This window comes from Pseudomonas sp. NLJ1 (assembly GCF_049486705.1).
GTDB lineage: Bacteria > Pseudomonadota > Gammaproteobacteria > Pseudomonadales > Pseudomonadaceae > Aquipseudomonas > Aquipseudomonas inefficax.
Map to the genome: position 1 here is coordinate 2385635 of NZ_CP137735.1, position 17385 is coordinate 2403019.

Annotated in this window: 14 protein-coding genes; 6 read left to right on the top strand and 8 right to left on the bottom strand. The window is 61.4% G+C overall.

Going from position 1 to position 17385, the window contains the following annotated elements:
- Window positions 1-2 precede the first annotated feature (2 nt).
- Window positions 3-1013 (bottom strand): class 1 fructose-bisphosphatase, encoded by a 1011-nt coding sequence (locus R9B85_RS10690; RefSeq protein WP_025340932.1) that lies wholly within the window; start codon window positions 1011-1013, stop codon window positions 3-5.
- A 254-nt stretch (window positions 1014-1267) separates the two neighbouring features.
- Window positions 1268-3718 carry a glycogen/starch/alpha-glucan phosphorylase gene (locus tag R9B85_RS10695; protein ID WP_112249587.1) on the bottom strand — a complete coding sequence of 817 codons (2451 nt, stop codon included), beginning with the start codon at window positions 3716-3718 and terminating at the stop codon, window positions 1268-1270.
- A gap of 185 nt (window positions 3719-3903) precedes the next feature.
- Between R9B85_RS10695 and R9B85_RS10700 the strand changes: the two genes are divergently transcribed.
- Window positions 3904-4308 carry a YkgJ family cysteine cluster protein gene (locus R9B85_RS10700; protein WP_003259873.1) on the top strand — a complete coding sequence of 135 codons (405 nt, stop codon included), beginning with the start codon at window positions 3904-3906 and terminating at the stop codon, window positions 4306-4308.
- 192 nt (window positions 4309-4500) lie between these two features.
- Here the strand turns inward: R9B85_RS10700 and typA are convergent, their stop codons facing one another.
- Window positions 4501-6321, bottom strand: a complete 1821-nt coding sequence (gene typA, locus R9B85_RS10705; protein ID WP_016712460.1) for a translational GTPase TypA — start codon at window positions 6319-6321, stop codon at window positions 4501-4503.
- A gap of 127 nt (window positions 6322-6448) precedes the next feature.
- Window positions 6449-7903 (bottom strand): tRNA uracil 4-sulfurtransferase ThiI, encoded by a 1455-nt coding sequence (thiI, locus tag R9B85_RS10710; RefSeq protein WP_112249590.1) that lies wholly within the window; start codon window positions 7901-7903, stop codon window positions 6449-6451.
- A 490-nt stretch (window positions 7904-8393) separates the two neighbouring features.
- On the opposite strand from thiI, the gene glnA reads away from it, so the two are divergent.
- The 3 genes from glnA (at window position 8394) to ntrC (ending at window position 12922) form a co-directional block, all read left to right on the top strand.
- Window positions 8394-9800 (top strand): type I glutamate--ammonia ligase, encoded by a 1407-nt coding sequence (gene glnA / locus R9B85_RS10715; protein WP_025340936.1) that lies wholly within the window; start codon window positions 8394-8396, stop codon window positions 9798-9800.
- Window positions 9801-10403: 603 nt separating this feature from the next.
- Window positions 10404-11489 carry a nitrogen regulation protein NR(II) gene (gene glnL, locus R9B85_RS10720; protein ID WP_025340937.1) on the top strand — a complete coding sequence of 362 codons (1086 nt, stop codon included), beginning with the start codon at window positions 10404-10406 and terminating at the stop codon, window positions 11487-11489.
- The gene (gene ntrC / locus R9B85_RS10725) at window positions 11486-12922 is read left to right on the top strand and encodes a nitrogen regulation protein NR(I) (protein ID WP_046613491.1); all 1437 of its coding nucleotides are present in this window, start codon (window positions 11486-11488) and stop codon (window positions 12920-12922) included. The genes glnL and ntrC overlap by 4 nt, the downstream gene beginning before the upstream one ends.
- Window positions 12923-13304: 382 nt before the next feature.
- Here ntrC and R9B85_RS10730 read toward each other — a convergent pair whose 3' ends face one another.
- A complete protein-coding gene (locus tag R9B85_RS10730) occupies window positions 13305-13742 on the bottom strand; it encodes a hypothetical protein (protein ID WP_112249594.1) in 438 nt (145 codons plus the stop codon).
- Here R9B85_RS10730 and trmL point away from each other — a divergent pair.
- Window positions 13741-14202, top strand: coding sequence for a tRNA (uridine(34)/cytosine(34)/5-carboxymethylaminomethyluridine(34)-2'-O)-methyltransferase TrmL (gene trmL / locus R9B85_RS10735; protein WP_112249597.1), 462 nt, complete (start codon window positions 13741-13743; stop codon window positions 14200-14202). The two genes, R9B85_RS10730 and trmL, sit on opposite strands and share 2 nt — an antisense overlap.
- 162 nt (window positions 14203-14364) lie before the next feature.
- Here trmL and secB read toward each other — a convergent pair whose 3' ends face one another.
- Genes secB through R9B85_RS10750 form a run of 3 tightly spaced genes read right to left on the bottom strand, consistent with a single transcriptional unit; the run spans window position 14365 to window position 15559 of the window.
- A complete protein-coding gene (gene secB, locus R9B85_RS10740; RefSeq protein ID WP_013974581.1) occupies window positions 14365-14850 on the bottom strand; it encodes a protein-export chaperone SecB in 486 nt (161 codons plus the stop codon).
- 39 nt (window positions 14851-14889) lie between these two features.
- Window positions 14890-15144, bottom strand: coding sequence for a glutaredoxin 3 (gene grxC / locus R9B85_RS10745; RefSeq protein WP_003249204.1), 255 nt, complete (start codon window positions 15142-15144; stop codon window positions 14890-14892).
- A 1-nt stretch (window position 15145) separates the two neighbouring features.
- Window positions 15146-15559, bottom strand: a complete 414-nt coding sequence (locus R9B85_RS10750; protein WP_112249599.1) for a rhodanese-like domain-containing protein — start codon at window positions 15557-15559, stop codon at window positions 15146-15148.
- Window positions 15560-15765: 206 nt separating this feature from the next.
- On the opposite strand from R9B85_RS10750, the gene gpmI reads away from it, so the two are divergent.
- Window positions 15766-17301 carry a 2,3-bisphosphoglycerate-independent phosphoglycerate mutase gene (gpmI, locus tag R9B85_RS10755; protein WP_112249601.1) on the top strand — a complete coding sequence of 512 codons (1536 nt, stop codon included), beginning with the start codon at window positions 15766-15768 and terminating at the stop codon, window positions 17299-17301.
- Window positions 17302-17385 lie beyond the last annotated feature (84 nt).

The following is a 17385-nucleotide window of genomic DNA, read 5'->3' on the forward strand; positions in this document are numbered from 1 at the left end:
ACTTACTCCTTGTGGTAGGCGGTGACGCGCTCGACCTCTTCCTTCGAGCCGAGGATTACCGACACACGCTGGTGCAGGCTTTCTGGCTGGATGTCGAGGATGCGATCGTAACCGTTGGTAGAAGCGCCGCCGGCCTGTTCGATGATGAACGACATCGGGTTGGCTTCGTACATCAGGCGCAGCTTGCCCGGCTTGCTCGGCTCGCGGGCGTCACGTGGGTACATGAACAGGCCGCCACGGGTCAGGATGCGGTGTACGTCGGCCACCATCGAGGCGATCCAGCGCATGTTGTAGTTCTTCTTCAGCGGGCCGGTCTCGCCTGCCAGCAGTTCGCCCACGTAGCGCTGAACCGGGGCTTCCCAGTGGCGCTGGTTGGACATGTTGATGGCGAATTCTGCGGTGCTTTCCGGCACGCGGATGTTTTCGTGGGTGAGGACGAAGCTGCCCAGTTCGCGGTCCAGGGTGAAGCCCTTGACGCCGTTGCCCAGGGTCAGGATCAGCATGGTCTGCGGGCCGTAGATGGCGTAACCGGCGGCGACCTGCTGGGTGCCTGGCTGCAGGAAGGCATTTTCGTTCAGGGTTTCGTTCTGGCTCAGGTATTCGTTAGGGCAACGCAGTACCGAGAAGATGGTGCCGACCGAAACGTTGACGTCGATGTTGGACGAGCCGTCCAGCGGGTCGAAGACCAGCAGGTACGCGCCTTTCGGGTACTTGCCCGGGATCTGGTAGGCGTTGTCCATTTCTTCGGAAGCCATGCCGGCCAGGTGGCCGCCCCACTCGTTGGCTTCCAGCAGGATATCGTTGGAAATCACGTCCAGTTTCTTCTGGACTTCGCCCTGCACGTTTTCAGTGCCCATGCTGCCCAGCACACCACCAAGGGCGCCTTTGGACACGTGATGGCTGATTTCCTTGCACGCACGCGCCACCACCTCGATCAGGAAGCGCAGATCGGCAGGGGTATTGTTGCTGCGGGTCTGCTCAATCAGATAGCGACTCAGGGTAACGCGGGACATGTATGGCTCCGAAAGGATGGGGGGAATAAAAACCCCCGCAGTTTACAGGGAGAGTTGCGGGCTAGCGAGTGATGAGACTCGCCACGGCTCTCAGACGGCACAATAGGTCGGTAGTTCAGCGTGCGCCAGGCCGGTGGTCGGAGTGAGGCCCATTCGCGGGTGAACCCGCTCTCACAGGATCTTCACAAAATTCAGGGCCTGTGCAGTCCCTGTGGGAGCGGGTTTACCCGCGAAGAGGCCGGTGCAGGCTTACCTCAATCCAAGGCCCTCCAGATCTCGCTGGCATATTCCCGAATGGTCCGGTCCGAAGAAAACCAGCCCATCCGTGCGGTGTTCAGCACCGCCATGCGCCACCATTCCTGCGGCTTGTGCCACAGGTCCTCGACCCGCTGCTGGGCATCCCAGTAGGCATCGAAGTCGGCACACACCAGGAAGCGGTCATAAGCCACCAACCCGTCGATCAAGGCGGTGTAGCGCGACGGGTCATCCGGCGAGAACACCCCGCTGCGAATGGCTTGCAGCACATCGTTCAGGCGACTGGATGCGGCAATCGCCGCCGTCGCACCGAAGTCCCCGGCGCGGCGCCGCGCTTCAACCTGCTGCGCGGTGAGGCCGAAGATGAACATGTTGTCGGCCCCGACCTGCTCGCTCATTTCCACGTTGGCGCCATCCAGGGTGCCGATGGTCAGCGCGCCGTTGAGGCCGAACTTCATGTTGCTGGTGCCGGAAGCTTCGTAACCGGCGGTGGAAATCTGCTCGGAAAGGTCCGCCGCCGGGATGATGCTTTCAGCCAGGCTGACGTTGTAGTTGGGCAGGAACACCACCTTCAGCAGGCCGCGCACGGTCGGGTCGTTGTTCACCACCCGGGCGATGTCGTTGGCCAATTTGATGATCAGCTTGGCCTGGTGATAGCTGGCCGCGGCCTTGCCGGCGAAGATCTTCACCCGTGGCACCCAGTCGGTACCGGGGTCGTTGCGCATGGCCTGGTACAGCGCCACCGTATGCAGCAGGTTGAGCAACTGGCGCTTGTATTCATGGATGCGCTTGACCTGCACATCGAACAACGCTTCGGGGTTCACCGTAACGCCCAGACGGTCCTGGATGATGCTGGCCAGGGCCCGCTTGCTGTGCAGGCGCTGCGCGGCGAATTGCTTGCGGAAGCCGCTCTTGTCGGCGAACGGCACCAGATTGGCCAGGCGCCCTTCGGGGTCGTCCAGCAGCTCGGGGCCCAGTGCCTCTACCAGCATCGCGGTCAGCTGCGGATTGGACTGGTACAGCCAGCGGCGGAAGGTAATGCCGTTGGTCTTGTTGTTGATCCGCTGCGGGTAGAGCTTGTGCAGTTCGGCGAATACCGTGCTTTTCATCAGCTTGCTGTGCAGCGCCGATACACCGTTGACACTGTGCGAACCGAGGAACGCCAGGTTGCCCATACGCACCCGACGGCCGTTGTCTTCCTCGATCAGCGACACGGCCCGCAACACATCGAAGTCGTGCAGGCCTTTCGCCCGCAGCGCGTCGATGTGGTAGGCGTTGATCAGGTAGATGATCTGCATGTGCCGCGGCAGCATGCGCTCCATCAGCGCTACCGGCCAGGTTTCCAGGGCCTCGGGCAGCAAGGTGTGGTTGGTGTAGGCCAGGGTGCCGACGGTCAGCTCCCAGGCGGTATCCCAGGGGATTTCATGCTGGTCGACCAGCAGGCGCATAAGCTCGGCCACGGCGATCGACGGGTGGGTGTCATTAAGCTGGATGGCCGCCGCGTCCGGCAGGTTGAGCAGGTTGTCGTGCATGTTCAGATGGCGGCGCAGCAGGTCCTGCAACGAGGCCGAGACGAAGAAGTATTCCTGGCGCAGGCGCAGTTCCTGGCCCGCCTCGGTGCTGTCGGCCGGATACAGCACTCGCGAAATGCTTTCGGCCCGTGCCACTTCCGCCACGGCGCCCAGATGGTCACCGGCATTGAAGCGCTCCAGGTGCAGCTCTTCCAGCGCCCGCGCACGCCACAGGCGCAGGGTATTGACGCTGGCCCCGCGCCAACCGACCACCGGCGTGTCATAGGCCACCGCCCGCACGGTCTCGCCCGGCCACCACACCTGGCGCTGCTGGCCGTGGGTGTCGTGCACCGTTTCGACGCTGCCGCCAAAGCTGATGGGGTAGATCACCTCGGCGCGCTCGAACTCCCAGGGGTTGCCGAAGTCCAGCCAGTTCTCGGTCTGCTCCTGTTGCCAGCCATCGACCATGGCCTGGCGGAACAGCCCGTGCTCGTAGCGGATGCCATAGCCGTGGGCGGCGATGCCCAGGGTCGACATGCTCTCCATGAAGCACGCTGCCAGGCGCCCCAGGCCACCGTTGCCCAACGCGGCATCGGGTTCAAGCAGGCGGATGCGCTCCAAGTCCACGTCCAGCCCTTCCAGGGCGTCGCGGGCAATGTCCAGCAGGCCCAGGTTGCTCAGGCTGTCGTACAGCAGGCGGCCGATGAGGAATTCGAGGGAAAGGTAATAGACCCGCTTCTGGCTGCGGCGATAAGCCTGGCGGGTGTGGTCCATCCAGTGATCGACCATGTGATCGCGCGCGGCCAGGGCGATGGCTTCGAACCAGTCGTGGTCGAAGGCGTGCTCCGGGTCCTTGCCGACCGCGTAGGTCAGCTTGTCCAGTACAGCGGCGCGAAATTCGGCCACCTCGGCGTCACGAGCTTTTGGTTCCTGGGACATGCGGCATCCTCGGGCAAGTTGACGAAAACGGAGGGAGACTGTTGAGCCTAGACCCTTCGACAGGGAGTGACAGTTACCGTTCGCAGTTTTCATGCCCACTTTGCGATTCCGGCAAAAGGTTGTTCATAAATTGAACAATTCCGGTATGATCGCGCGCCCCAAGACCGTGATACACCCCCATAACGATGAAAACGACCCTGATCGCCGCGGCCGAAGTCGACCGCCTGGAGACCTGGCAGCGCTATACCAGCAACATGTGCCATGGCTGCCATTCGACCTGCTGCACCCTGCCGGTGGAGGTGAAGATCAAGGATCTGATCCGTATCGGCGTGGTCGACGAGTTCGAAAAAGACGAACCGCCGAAGAACATCGCCAAGCGCCTGCAGAAGGACGGCATCATCGAGCGCTTCAACCAGAAGTCGGGGATCTTCACCCTGACCCGGATGAGCAATGATGACTGCCTGTACCTGGACCGTAAAAGCCGGCTGTGCACCATTTATGACAAGCGGCCGGATACCTGCCGCAACCACCCCAAGGTCGGGCCGCGGCCGGGGTATTGTGCCTATAAGCCCAAGGTTGTCGGGCGCTGATCATTAGCCTGTTCAGGCCTCTTCGCGGGTGAACCCGCTCCCACAGGTACACCACAACATTCAAGACCTGTGCAGCACCTGTGGGAGCGGGTTTACCCGCGAAGAGGCCCGCAAAGACAACACAAATCCTGCAGGCAAAAAAAACGCCCCCGGTCTTTCGACCGGGGGCGTTTTCATTCAGCCTGAGCTAACTCAGTTCTTGGCTTTCTTGGCAGCGCGGGTACGCTCGCCTTCGTCCAGGATCTTCTTGCGCAGACGGATCGACTTAGGAGTCACTTCGCACAGCTCGTCGTCCTGGATGAATTCCAGGGCCTGTTCCAGGGTGTGGCGAACTGGCGGTACCAGGGCGATGACTTCGTCTTTGCCCGAAGCACGCATGTTGTCGAGCTTCTTGCCCTTGGTCGGGTTCACGCCCAGGTCGTTGTCACGGCTGTTCAGGCCGATGATCTGACCGTTGTAGATCTCCTGGCCGTGTTCAACGAACAGCTTGCCGCGAGCCTGCAGGGTTTCCAGCGAGTAGGTCAGCGCCTTGCCGGTCTCGACCGATACCAGAACGCCGTTCAGGCGGCCGGACATCTGGCCCGACTTCATGGTGTCGTAGCGATCGAAGATCGAGGTCAGGATGCCTGCACCGTTGGTCAGGGTCAGGAACTGGTTACGGAAACCGATCAGACCACGGGCTGGAATGTTGTATTCCAGGCGAACACGGCCCTTGCCATCCGGCACCATGTTGGTCAGGTCGCCCTTACGCAGGCCCATCTCTTCCATGACCTTGCCCTGGGATTCTTCAGGGATGTCGATGGTGACGTTCTCGAACGGCTCCTGCTTGACGCCGTCGACTTCGCGGATGATCACTTCAGGACGGCCTACAGCCATCTCGAAGCCTTCACGACGCATGGTTTCGATCAGTACCGACAGGTGCAGTTCACCGCGGCCCGATACCTTGAACTTGTCAGGGGAATCGGTTTCCTGAACGCGCAGGGCTACGTTGTACAGCAGCTCTTTGTCCAGACGGTCCTTGATGTTACGGCTGGTGACGAACTTGCCTTCCTTGCCGCAGAACGGCGAGTCGTTGACCTGGAAGGTCATCGAAACGGTTGGCTCGTCGACGGTCAGCGGCTTCATCGCTTCTACCGCATCCGGTGCGCACAGGGTGTCGGAGATGAACAGTTCGTCGAAACCGCTGATGCAGACGATATCGCCGGCCTGGGCTTCTTCGACATCCACGCGGTGCAGGCCGTGGTGACCCATCAGCTTCAGGATACGACCGTTACGCTTCTTGCCGTTGGTGTCGATGGCGACAACCGGGGTGTTCGGCTTGACGCGACCACGGGCGATACGGCCAACGCCGATAACACCGAGGAAGCTGTTGTAGTCCAGTGCGGAGATCTGCATCTGGAACGGGCCGTCACGGTCAACGGACGGTGCTGGTACGTTGTCGACGATCGACTGGTACAGCGCGGTCATGTCTTCGCCCATTTCGGTGTGGTCCAGACCGGCAATGCCGTTCAGGGCCGAGGCGTAGACAACCTTGAAGTCCAGCTGCTCATCGGTGGCACCGAGGTTGTCGAACAGATCGAAGATCTGGTCCAGAACCCAGTCAGGACGCGCGCCCGGGCGGTCAACCTTGTTGATCACCACGATCGGCTTCAGGCCAGCTTCGAAAGCCTTCTTGGTCACGAAGCGGGTTTGCGGCATCGGGCCGTCCTGGGCGTCGACCAGCAGCAGCACGGAGTCGACCATCGACATTACACGCTCAACCTCGCCACCGAAGTCGGCGTGGCCGGGGGTGTCGACGATGTTGATGTGGTAGCCGTTCCAGTTGATGGCGGTGTTTTTCGCCAGAATGGTAATGCCGCGCTCTTTTTCCTGGTCGTTGGAGTCCATCACGCGCTCGTCGTTGAGCTCGTTACGCTCCAGGGTGCCGGACTGGCGCAGGAGTTTGTCGACCAGGGTGGTTTTACCATGGTCAACGTGGGCGATGATGGCGATGTTACGCAGATTTTCGATCACAACTGTATCTCGATCAGAGGATTCGGTTGCCGCCAGTGTAGGCGGCGAATATGTACGGTTTGAGGCTCAGCGGGCCCGATGGTCGGGAGGGCGATGGCGGATGCTGCCGCCATACAGCCCTGGCGTCTTATGTCGGACGATAAACACGCACATTGGCATGTCCCTCACTGAGCAGGTGGTGTGCGTGCAAACGGCTCATCACACCTTTGTCGCAATACAGCAAGTACTGGCGGTTGGCATCCAGCTGCTTGAACTTGCTGTTGATGGCATAAAACGGCATGGCCTGGACTTCGATACCGTCGAGCACCAGAGGTTCGTCTTCCTGGGCATCGGGGTGACGAATGTCGATGACGATCTGGCCGGGCAGCGCCTCGGTCACTTCCTCGATTTCGATGTCCTTGCCCAGTTCGTCGATCACATGGTCGATGGAGATCAGCCGGGCGCGTTCCAGGGCGCGCTCCAGCACGGCCATGTCGAACTGCTTCTCTTCATGCTCCATGCGGTGGCGCTTGGCGTGGGTGGTCGGGTTTACCGAGATCACGCCGCAGTATTCTGGCATGTGCTTGGCGAAGTCGGCAGTGCCGATCGCGTTGGCCTGGTCGATGATGTCCTGCTTGTGGCTGGCCAGCAGCGGGCGCAGCACCAGCTTGTCGGTGGCCGAATCGATGATCGACAGGTTCGGCAGGGTCTGGCTGGAAACCTGGGAAATCGCTTCGCCGGTGACCAGGGCATCGATCTCCAGGCGGTCGGCCATGTGTGCGGCACCGCGCAGCATCATGCGCTTGAGGGTCACGCCCATGTAGCTGTTGTCGACCTTGTTGAGGATCTCGCCGACCACTTCCTCGAACGGCACGCTGATGAACAGCACGCGCTGGCTGCTGCCGAACTTCTTCCACAGGTAGTGGGCCACTTCCATCACGCCCAGCTCGTGGGCGCGGCCGCCGAGGTTGAAGAAGCAGAAGTGGGTCATCAGGCCACGGCGCATCATCTGGTAGGCCGCCACGGTGGAGTCGAAGCCGCCGGACATCAGTACCAGGGTCTGCTCCAGGGCGCCCAGCGGGTAGCCGCCGATGCCCTGGTGCTGGTTGTGGATCACGTACAGGCGCTGGTCGCGGATTTCGATACGCACCAGCACTTCCGGGTTCTTCAGTTCGATGCCGGCGGCTCCGCACTGCTGGCGCAGCTGGCTGCCGACGTATCGGTCGACATCCATCGAGGTGAAATCGTGGTGGCCGCCGCGCTTGCAGCGTACGGCGAAGTGCTTGCCGGCCAGCAGGTGACCGAAGTGCTGCTTGCACTTGGCAACGATGTCGTCGAAGTCCCCTAGCGGGTATTCCTCTACCTGCAGGAAGTGGGTAATACCCGGCGTGCAGGTGAGGCGCTCGATCATCTCGCGCTGGACTTTTTCGTCTTCGACGCGGGTGACCACTTCGAGATTGTCCCAGACACCATCGACCACGAGCTCAGGGTCGAGGTCCTTGAGCACGTTGCGGATGTTCTTGCCGAGCTGGCGGATGAAGCGCTTGCGCACCGGCCGGCTCTTGATGGTGATTTCTGGGAAGACTTTGACGATAAGTTTCATTGGTTAACAGCGCGCGCAGGGCCTGCCGAAAATGAGGGGCGCGAATTATAGCGGAAATTGCTCAGGATTTGAGCAACTTTTGATCAGAAGCTTTGAGATAAATAGAGGGAGTGGGTTTTGCGCTGGCTGTGCCGCCCCTTTCGCGGGTGAACCCGCTCCCACAAGAATGTCAGAGCCTTCGAAACCTGTGCGGTCCCTGTGGGAGCGGGTTCACCCGCGAAGAGGCCCTCAAAGAACGCACAATATTCAACCAGTGCACACTATTGGTGCACTACTACCAAAATTCGCATCTTAAGAGTGCACTTTTCACCATTAACCCATCACCAGATGCTCGCAAACGCCCCCTTTTATCCCGCCCTCGCCATTTTCGGGCACTGGCATGCAATTTGCTCCCTTGTGAGGCAGGTAAGCTTGGCCGACTATCCGCGCCCGGCAACACCCTTTTTCCAGGGCAGCGGCCCACCGCGCTCTAGACCATCCGGAGGACAACATGTCGAAGTCGGTTCAACTCATCAAAGATCATGACGTCAAGTGGATTGATCTGCGTTTCACGGACACCAAAGGCATTCAGCACCACGTGACCATGCCGTCGCGTGATGCGCTGGAAGACGACTTCTTCGAAGTCGGCAAGATGTTCGACGGTTCCTCCATCGCTGGCTGGAAAGGCATCGAAGCTTCCGACATGATCCTGATGCCGGTCGACGAAACTGCCGTACTGGACCCGTTCACCGAAGAGCCGACCCTGATCATCACCTGCGACATCGTCGACCCGTCGAGCATGCAGGGCTACGATCGTGACCCTCGCGCCATCGCCAAGCGCGCCGAAGAGTACCTGAAGAGCACCGGCATCGGTGACACCGTATTCGCAGGCCCGGAGCCAGAGTTCTTCATCTTCGACGAAGTGAAGTTCCAGTCGGACATCTCCGGCTCGATGTTCAAGATCTTCTCCGAGCAAGGCTCGTGGATGACCGGCGCTGACGTGGAAGGCGGCAACAAAGGCCACCGTCCGGGCGTGAAAGGCGGCTACTTCCCGGTTCCGCCGTTCGATCACGACCACGAAATCCGTACCGCCATGTGCAACGCACTGGAAGAAATGGGTCAGACCGTCGAAGTTCACCACCACGAAGTGGCGACTGCCGGCCAGAACGAAATCGGCGTCAAGTTCAACACCTTGGTGAAGAAGGCTGACGAAGTACAGGCACTGAAGTACGTCGTGCACAACGTTGCCGACGCCTACGGCCGTACCGCCACCTTCATGCCGAAGCCTCTGTACGGCGACAACGGCTCGGGCATGCACGTGCACATGTCGATCTGGAAAGACGGCAAGAACACCTTCTCGGGTGAAGGCTATGCCGGCCTGTCCGACACCGCCCTGTACTTCATCGGCGGTATCATCAAGCACGGTAAGGCCCTGAACGGCTTCACCAACCCGTCGACCAACTCCTACAAGCGTCTGGTCCCAGGCTTCGAAGCCCCGGTAATGCTGGCCTACTCGGCTCGCAACCGTTCCGCCTCGATCCGTATTCCTTACGTCGGCAGCCCGAAAGCCCGCCGTATCGAAGCTCGCTTCCCGGACCCATCGGCCAACCCGTACCTGGCCTTCGCGGCCTTGCTGATGGCCGGCCTGGACGGTATCCAGAACAAGATCCACCCAGGCGATGCTGCCGACAAGAACCTGTACGACCTGCCGCCTGAAGAGGCCAAGGACATCCCGCAGGTTTGCGGCAGCCTGAAGGAAGCTCTGGAAGAGCTGGACAAGGGCCGTGCGTTCCTGACCAAGGGCGGCGTGTTCTCCGACGACTTCATCGATGCCTTCATCGAGCTGAAGAGCGAAGAAGAAATCAAGGTCCGCACCTTCGTTCACCCGCTGGAATACGAGCTGTACTACAGCTGCTGATCTGATCGGCGCCTGGCGCCGATGACATGATCACGAACGGCCTCCTTCGGGAGGCCGTTTTCGTTTCCGTGGCTGCCTCATCGATTTCATACAGAACCAGCAGATGCCGCTGACATTTCGCCGCCCCCTCAGCACGCAGGGTAGGCGTCCCTTCAGTCAATGGACATCACGCCATGCGCAAACTTCTACCTGCAATGATTACCGTATCCGCCCTCCTCGCCGGCTGCGCCAGCAATGGCACCGCGCCAGGCCAGGCAACGTCACAGGTGCTTCACCGGAAGACCTTGCATTTTCAACGCCAGAAGCCGAATGCCCGCCAGCTGTGCGATAAACCCTGAAACCACCTATGCTCCATATTGGTGCATTCTGTGGACTAACGCCCCCGAATGCACCCCAAAAGCGATCACGTGAACCGTTTAATCAGTTCATTCTGGTGCGAATTGTCCCGTCTCCAGGGCTTTATCGGCAAATTCCGCTTCTTTTCGGAGCCTTGGTTTGGTTCTTGCATTTTTTGCCCAAAGACTGGAATCAGCGGATCCACCGCGCGCCCGACCATGGCCGCGCCCATGCCCGACACGCGCCAAAAGAGGTCGACGACGCCCTATGACCATCAGCGATGCCCAGCACCGTCTGCTTCTGGACAACCTGACCACCGCCACGCTGCTGCTCAACGCCGAGCTGCGCCTGGAGTACATGAACCCGGCCGCGGAAATGCTGCTGGCGGTCAGTGGCCAGCGCAGCCATGGGCAGTTCATCAGCGAGCTGTTCACCGAGTCGACCGAAGCACTCAGCTCCCTGCGCCAGGCGGTCGAGCAGGCGCACCCGTTCACCAAGCGCGAAGCGCAGCTCACCTCGCTGACCGGGCAGACCATCACCGTCGACTACGCGGTAACGCCGATCCTGCACCAGGGCCAGACCCTGCTGCTGCTGGAGGTGCACCCGCGTGACAGGCTGCTGCGCATCACCAAGGAAGAGGCCCAGCTGAGCAAGCAGGAAACCACCAAGATGCTGGTGCGTGGCCTGGCCCACGAAATCAAGAACCCTCTTGGCGGCATCCGCGGCGCAGCCCAGCTGCTGGCCCGCGAGCTGCCTGAAGAAGGCCTGCGCGACTATACCAACGTGATCATCGAGGAGGCCGACCGCCTGCGTAACCTGGTCGACCGCATGCTCGGTTCGAACAAGCTGCCGTCGTTGGCCATGACCAATATCCACGAAGTGCTGGAGCGGGTCTGCAGCCTGGTCGAGGCCGAAAGCCAGGGCTGCATCACTTTGGTGCGCGACTACGACCCCAGCCTGCCGGATGTGTTGATCGACCGCGAACAGATGATCCAGGCCGTGCTCAACATCGTGCGCAATGCCATGCAGGCGATAAGTTCGCAGAACGAATTGCGCCTGGGCCGCATCACCCTGCGCAGCCGTGCCCTGCGCCAGTTCACCATCGGCCACGTGCGCCATCGCCTGGTAGCGCGGGTGGAGATCATCGACAACGGCCCGGGCATCCCGCCGGAGTTGCAGGACACCCTCTTCTATCCCATGGTCAGCGGCCGCCCGGACGGTACCGGGCTGGGCCTGGCCATTACCCAGAACATCATCAGCCAGCACCAGGGCCTGATCGAGTGTGAAAGCCATGCAGGCCACACCGCCTTTTCGATCTACCTGCCCCTGGAACAAGGAGCCACCGCCTCATGAGCCGAAGTGAAACCGTATGGATCGTCGACGATGATCGCTCCATCCGCTGGGTCCTGGAAAAAGCCCTGCAACAGGAAGGCATGACCACCCAGAGCTTCGACAGCGCCGATGGCGTGATGGGCCGCCTGGCACGCCAGCAACCGGATGTGATCATTTCCGATATCCGCATGCCGGGCACCAGCGGCCTCGACCTGTTGGCACAGATACGAGAGCAGCACCCGCGCCTGCCGGTCATCATCATGACCGCCCATTCCGACCTGGACAGCGCCGTGGCGTCGTATCAGGGCGGTGCCTTCGAGTACCTGCCCAAGCCATTCGATGTGGACGAGGCAGTCTCGCTGGTCAAGCGCGCCAACCAGCACGCCCAGGAGCAACAAGGGCTGGATGTACCGCAGAGCCTGGCGCGCACCCCGGAAATCATCGGTGAAGCACCGGCGATGCAGGAAGTGTTTCGCGCCATCGGCCGCCTCAGCCACTCCAACATCACCGTGCTGATCAATGGCGAGTCCGGTACCGGCAAGGAACTGGTGGCCCACGCTCTGCACCGCCACAGCCCGCGTGCGGCGTCGCCATTCATTGCCCTGAACATGGCCGCCATCCCCAAGGACCTGATGGAGTCCGAGCTGTTCGGCCACGAGAAAGGCGCCTTTACCGGCGCCGCCAACCTGCGCCGGGGTCGCTTCGAGCAGGCCGATGGCGGCACCCTGTTCCTCGACGAGATCGGTGACATGCCCGCCGACACCCAGACCCGCCTGCTGCGGGTACTGGCCGATGGCGAGTTCTATCGCGTGGGCGGGCACGTGCCAGTCAAGGTAGACGTGCGCATCATCGCCGCCACCCACCAGAACCTGGAGTCGCTGGTACAGGCCGGCAAGTTCCGCGAGGACTTGTTCCACCGCCTGAACGTGATTCGCATCCACATACCACGGCTGGCCGACCGCCGCGAAGACATCCCCGCCCTCGCCCGCCACTTCCTCGCCCGCGCCGCGCAGGAACTGGCGGTCGAGCCGAAGATCCTCAAGCCGGAAACCGAGGAGTTCATTCGCAACCTGCCGTGGCCGGGCAACGTACGGCAGATGGAGAACACCTGCCGCTGGATCACCGTGATGGCCTCCAGCCGCGAAGTGCTGATCGGCGACTTGCCGCCCGAGTTGCTGAACCTGCCACAGGACGCCGCCCCGGTAACCAACTGGGAGCAGGCCCTGCGTCAATGGGCCGACCAGGCGTTGGCACGTGGGCAAACCAGCCTGCTGGACAGCGCAGTGCCGAGCTTCGAGCGGATCATGATCGAGACGGCGCTCAAGCACACCGCTGGCCGTCGGCGCGATGCGGCGCTGCTGCTCGGTTGGGGGCGCAATACCCTGACGCGCAAGATCAAGGAGCTGGGGATGAATGTGGCTGGGGGGGATGATGAGGAAGGTGATGACCATTAATCCCTGACTGCCTGCAACAACGCATTCGCGGGTAAACCCGCTCCCACAGGTACAGCGCCAGCCTCAAGGTTAGCGCCGCCCTTGTGGGAGCGGGTTTACCCGCGAATGCGTTTGTAAGAGCCAGAACACGTTTCAGTCTTCCGATGCACCGTTCCTGTGCCCGATGCACCTCACTAAGGCACAAATCCCCTCAAAAAACGGCCAATTCGCCCTGAACCCCCGGTATTCAGCGGCTTTTCAAAACTGGCACGCCCCCTGCAACAGCTAATACATCCCAAGTTTCGGGGGCCCTGGTACAGGCAGGCCGGGTGAACCCCTCTTTTATTAGCAACATCGCCAGTTTTGGGGACCTCGGTACAGGCAGGCCGGGATATCCCCTCTTTTATTCGTGCAGTTTCACCTGCAATCGCCAGCGCCCAGCGTCCTCTGCACCGGCCCACTCGCCGCGCAGGGGGCGCGCGGCTACCACCGTCAGCAACAGCCCCTCCTTGCTCCTTTGCACCCGCCAGCTCACCGGCTTGCCCTGCAGGCTCAGTTGCCCCTGCCGGGCCTTGCCTTGGGCCTGGAACAACAGCGCTACCGTACCTTCCACATTCTCGCCATGCAGCTGAGGCTCTTCGTTGAACCACAGCTCCAGGCCGTCCTGCACTACCTCCACCTGCAGTAGCTCGCGCTCCTCGGGCGTAGTCAGGCGCCCGATCATCAGCCCCACCATCAAGCCGACAATCGCCAGCGACAGCATCACCCGCGGGAACGCCTTCGAACGCATGTCCGGTTCGGGGGTAGAATGCCCGTCATCTTCACGCTTGGAGCCGTGCATGTTTCACGTCATCCTTTTTCAACCAGAAATTCCGCCGAATACCGGCAACATCATTCGCCTCTGCGCCAACAGCGGTTGCGACCTGCACCTGATCGAGCCCATCAGCTTCGAACTGGATGACAAGCGCCTGCGGCGCGCGGGGCTGGATTACCACGAGTATGCCACGCTCAAGCGCCACGAGAGCCTGGCCGGATGCCTGGAAAGCCTGGGCAACCCACGGCTGTTCGCCTTCACCACCAAGGGCTCGCACCCGTTCCACGAAGTGGCGTACCAGCCGGGCGATGCCTTCCTGTTCGGGCCAGAAAGCCGTGGCTTGCCGACCGAAGTGCTGGAAAACCTGCCTGCCGAACAACGCCTGCGCCTGCCGATGCGGCCGGGGTGCCGTAGCCTGAACCTGTCCAATACCGTGGCTGTGACGGTGTATGAGGCGTGGCGGCAGAATGGGTTTGCGGGGAGCTGAGTTATAGCCTGTGCCGGCCTCTTCGCGGATAAACCCGCTCCCACAGCGGCCGCACAGACTCAAAGCCAGTGCAACACCTGTGGGAGCGGGTTTACCCGCGACGAGGCCGGCACAGACAACAAAAAAGCGCCCCGAAAGGCGCTTTTCTGATACCAGCAGCTATTACTGCACGGTCGGCGCTTCGCCAGCTTCCTGCATGCGCTGCATTTCCTGCGCGTACAGGGCGTCGAAGTTGACCGGCGACAGCATCAGGGCCGGGAACGAACCACGAGTCACCAGGCTGTCCAAGGTCTCGCGGGCGTAAGGGAACAGGATGTTCGGGCAGAACGCGCCCAGGGTGTGGCTCATCGAAGCCGCGTCCAGGTTCTTGATCAGGAAGATACCGGCCTGCTGCACTTCAGCGATGAAAGCCACTTCGTCACCATTTTTGACGGTAACCGACAGAGTCAGCACCACCTCGTGGAAGTCACCTTCCAGGGCTTTCTGCTTGGTGTTCAGGTCCAGGGCAACGCTCGGCTCCCAGGTCTGGCGGAAGATCTGCGGGCTTTTCGGGGCTTCGAACGACAGGTCGCGCACATAGATGCGCTGCATGGAGAACTGAGGGCTGTTGTCTTCTGCAGCAGCGCCGTTGGTCTGTTGGTCAGTCATGGCAGATCCTTATCCTAATGTTTTTGAATGCAGTGCAAATCAGGCCGCCAGCAGCGCATCGAGCTTGCCGGCGCGCTCCAGGGCATAAAGGTCATCGCATCCACCGACGTGGGTGCTGCCGATCCAGATCTGCGGCACCGATGTACGGCCGGCCTTCTGGCTCATCTCGGCACGAACCTGGGGCTTGCCGTCGACCTTGATTTCCTCGAAGGCCACGCCCTTGCTCTCGAGCAGGTACTTGGCGCGCATGCAGTAGGGGCAGTAGTCGCTGGAATAGACGATGACGGGCTTCATATCACTTCACCAGGGGCAGGTTATCGGCTTTCCAGCTGGAAACGCCACCGCTCAGCTTGGCGGCGTTGTAACCAGCCTTGAGCAGCTCGCGGCAGATGGTGCCGGACTGCTGGCCCATAGAGTCGACGACGATGAGGGTCTTGTCTTTGTGCTTGTCCAGCTCGCTCATGCGGTTGACCAGCTTGTCCTGCGGGATGTTCACCGCACCGACAATGTGACCGGCGGAGTATTCCTTGGCCGGGCGGATGTCGATGACCAGGGCTTTCTCGGCATTGACCAGGGCAGTCAGCTGGCCGTTGCTCAGGCTCTGGCCGCCGCGACGGATTTCGTTGACCAGCAGCGCGACCAGCAAGACAACGAAGATCGCCACCAGGATGTAGTGGTTTGTCGCAAATTGAATCAGGTTAGCAACCATCTGGGGTGTTCCACGCGATTGAAAATGCCGGCCAGTATACACAGCCCCTTATTGCCACCAAAGCCCGACGGGCCGGCCGGAAAGGTACCTTCATGTTGCCACATTGGCCACGCTGGTCAGGGAACAGGACGAATATTCGCCGCCGGTGGCGCATTTGCCCTAAAATGCGTGTCTTTATCATCTTTGAACAACCGTGAGTTTGATTGATGACGAGTACGCCCAAACCCCTGGTCCTGATCATCCTGGATGGCTTCGGCCACAGCGAAAGCCCCGAATACAACGCCATCTATGCCGCCAACACTCCGGTCTATGACCGCCTGCGCGCCAGCCAGCCGCATGGCCTCATTTCCGGCTCGGGCATGGATGTCGGCCTGCCGGACGGGCAGATGGGCAACTCCGAAGTCGGTCACATGAACCTCGGCGCCGGCCGCGTCGTGTACCAGGATTTCACCCGGGTGACCAAGGCCATCCGCGACGGCGATTTCTTCGAGAACCCGGTACTGACCGGCGCCGTGGACAAGGCAGCCAGTGCCGGCAAGGCGGTGCATATCCTGGGCCTGTTGTCCGATGGCGGCGTACACAGCCACCAGGACCACCTGGTGGCCATGGCCGAGCTTGCCGCGCAGCGCGGTGCGCAGAATATCTACCTGCATGCCTTCCTCGATGGCCGCGACACGCCGCCACGCAGCGCGCAGTCGTCCATCGAACTGCTCGATGCCACCTTTGCCAAGCTGGGCAAGGGCCGCATCGCCAGCCTGATCGGCCGCTACTATGCCATGGACCGCGACAACCGCTGGGACCGCGTCAGCGCCGCCTACAACCTGATCGTCGACAGCGCTGCCGAATACACCGCCGACACCGCCCTGGCCGGCCTGGAAGCGGCCTACGCTCGCGACGAGAGTGACGAGTTCGTCAAGGCCACACGCGTCGGTGAAGCAGTCAAGGTCGAAGACGGCGACGCGGTGATCTTCATGAACTTCCGCGCCGACCGCGCCCGGGAATTGTCGCGCGTGTTCGTCGAGCCCGACTTCAATGAATTCCCCCGCGCCCGCCTGCCAAAACTGGCCGCCTACATTGGCCTGACCCAGTACTCGGCGAAAATCCCGGCCCCCGCCGCCTTCGCTCCGGCCAGCCTGAACAACGTGCTGGGCGAGTACCTGGCGAAGAACGGCAAGACCCAGCTGCGCATCGCCGAGACCGAGAAGTATGCACACGTCACCTTCTTCTTCTCGGGTGGCCGCGAGGAGCCGTTCGAAGGCGAAGAGCGCATCCTGATCCCGTCGCCGAAGGTTGCCACCTACGACCTGCAGCCGGAAATGAGCGCGCCCGAAGTTACCGACCGCATCGTCGAAGCCATCGAGCAGCAGCGTTATGACGTGATCGTGGTCAACTACGCCAACGGCGACATGGTCGGCCATACCGGCGTGTTCGAAGCTGCGGTGAAGGCCGTCGAGGCCCTGGATGGTTGCGTCGGGCGCATCGTCGAGGCTCTGGACAAGGTCGGCGGCGAAGCGCTGATCACCGCAGACCACGGCAACGTCGAGCAAATGGAAGACGAGTGCACCGGCCAGGCGCACACCGCGCACACCACCGAGCCGGTGCCGTTCATCTATGTCGGCAAGCGCAACGTCAAGGTGCGTGACGGCGGTGTGCTGGCCGATGTGGCGCCGACCATGCTGAAGCTGCTGGGGTTGGAAAAGCCGGTGGAAATGACCGGTACATCCATCCTGGTCGATGCCTGATTCTGAGCTATAGGGGCCGCTTTGCGGCCCCAATTACAAATGAATTCCAGACAAACGCCCCTCTGCACCCGCAGCGAGGCGTTT

What these genes read in the sequence shown, in the direction of transcription:
- R9B85_RS10690 (WP_025340932.1), bottom strand. Translation starts at nt 1,013, where the DNA reads ATGTCCCGCGTTACCCTGAGTCGCTATCTGATTGAGCAGACCCGCAGC.
- gpmI (WP_112249601.1), top strand. Translation starts at nt 15,766, where the DNA reads ATGACGAGTACGCCCAAACCCCTGGTCCTGATCATCCTGGATGGCTTC.
- ntrC (WP_046613491.1), top strand. Translation starts at nt 11,486, where the DNA reads ATGAGCCGAAGTGAAACCGTATGGATCGTCGACGATGATCGCTCCATC.
- glnL (WP_025340937.1), top strand. Translation starts at nt 10,404, where the DNA reads ATGACCATCAGCGATGCCCAGCACCGTCTGCTTCTGGACAACCTGACC.
- R9B85_RS10730 (WP_112249594.1), bottom strand. Translation starts at nt 13,742, where the DNA reads ATGCACGGCTCCAAGCGTGAAGATGACGGGCATTCTACCCCCGAACCG.
- R9B85_RS10695 (WP_112249587.1), bottom strand. Translation starts at nt 3,718, where the DNA reads ATGTCCCAGGAACCAAAAGCTCGTGACGCCGAGGTGGCCGAATTTCGC.
- glnA (WP_025340936.1), top strand. Translation starts at nt 8,394, where the DNA reads ATGTCGAAGTCGGTTCAACTCATCAAAGATCATGACGTCAAGTGGATT.
- R9B85_RS10700 (WP_003259873.1), top strand. Translation starts at nt 3,904, where the DNA reads ATGAAAACGACCCTGATCGCCGCGGCCGAAGTCGACCGCCTGGAGACC.
- secB (WP_013974581.1), bottom strand. Translation starts at nt 14,850, where the DNA reads ATGACTGACCAACAGACCAACGGCGCTGCTGCAGAAGACAACAGCCCT.
- thiI (WP_112249590.1), bottom strand. Translation starts at nt 7,903, where the DNA reads ATGAAACTTATCGTCAAAGTCTTCCCAGAAATCACCATCAAGAGCCGG.
- R9B85_RS10750 (WP_112249599.1), bottom strand. Translation starts at nt 15,559, where the DNA reads ATGGTTGCTAACCTGATTCAATTTGCGACAAACCACTACATCCTGGTG.
- trmL (WP_112249597.1), top strand. Translation starts at nt 13,741, where the DNA reads ATGTTTCACGTCATCCTTTTTCAACCAGAAATTCCGCCGAATACCGGC.
- grxC (WP_003249204.1), bottom strand. Translation starts at nt 15,144, where the DNA reads ATGAAGCCCGTCATCGTCTATTCCAGCGACTACTGCCCCTACTGCATG.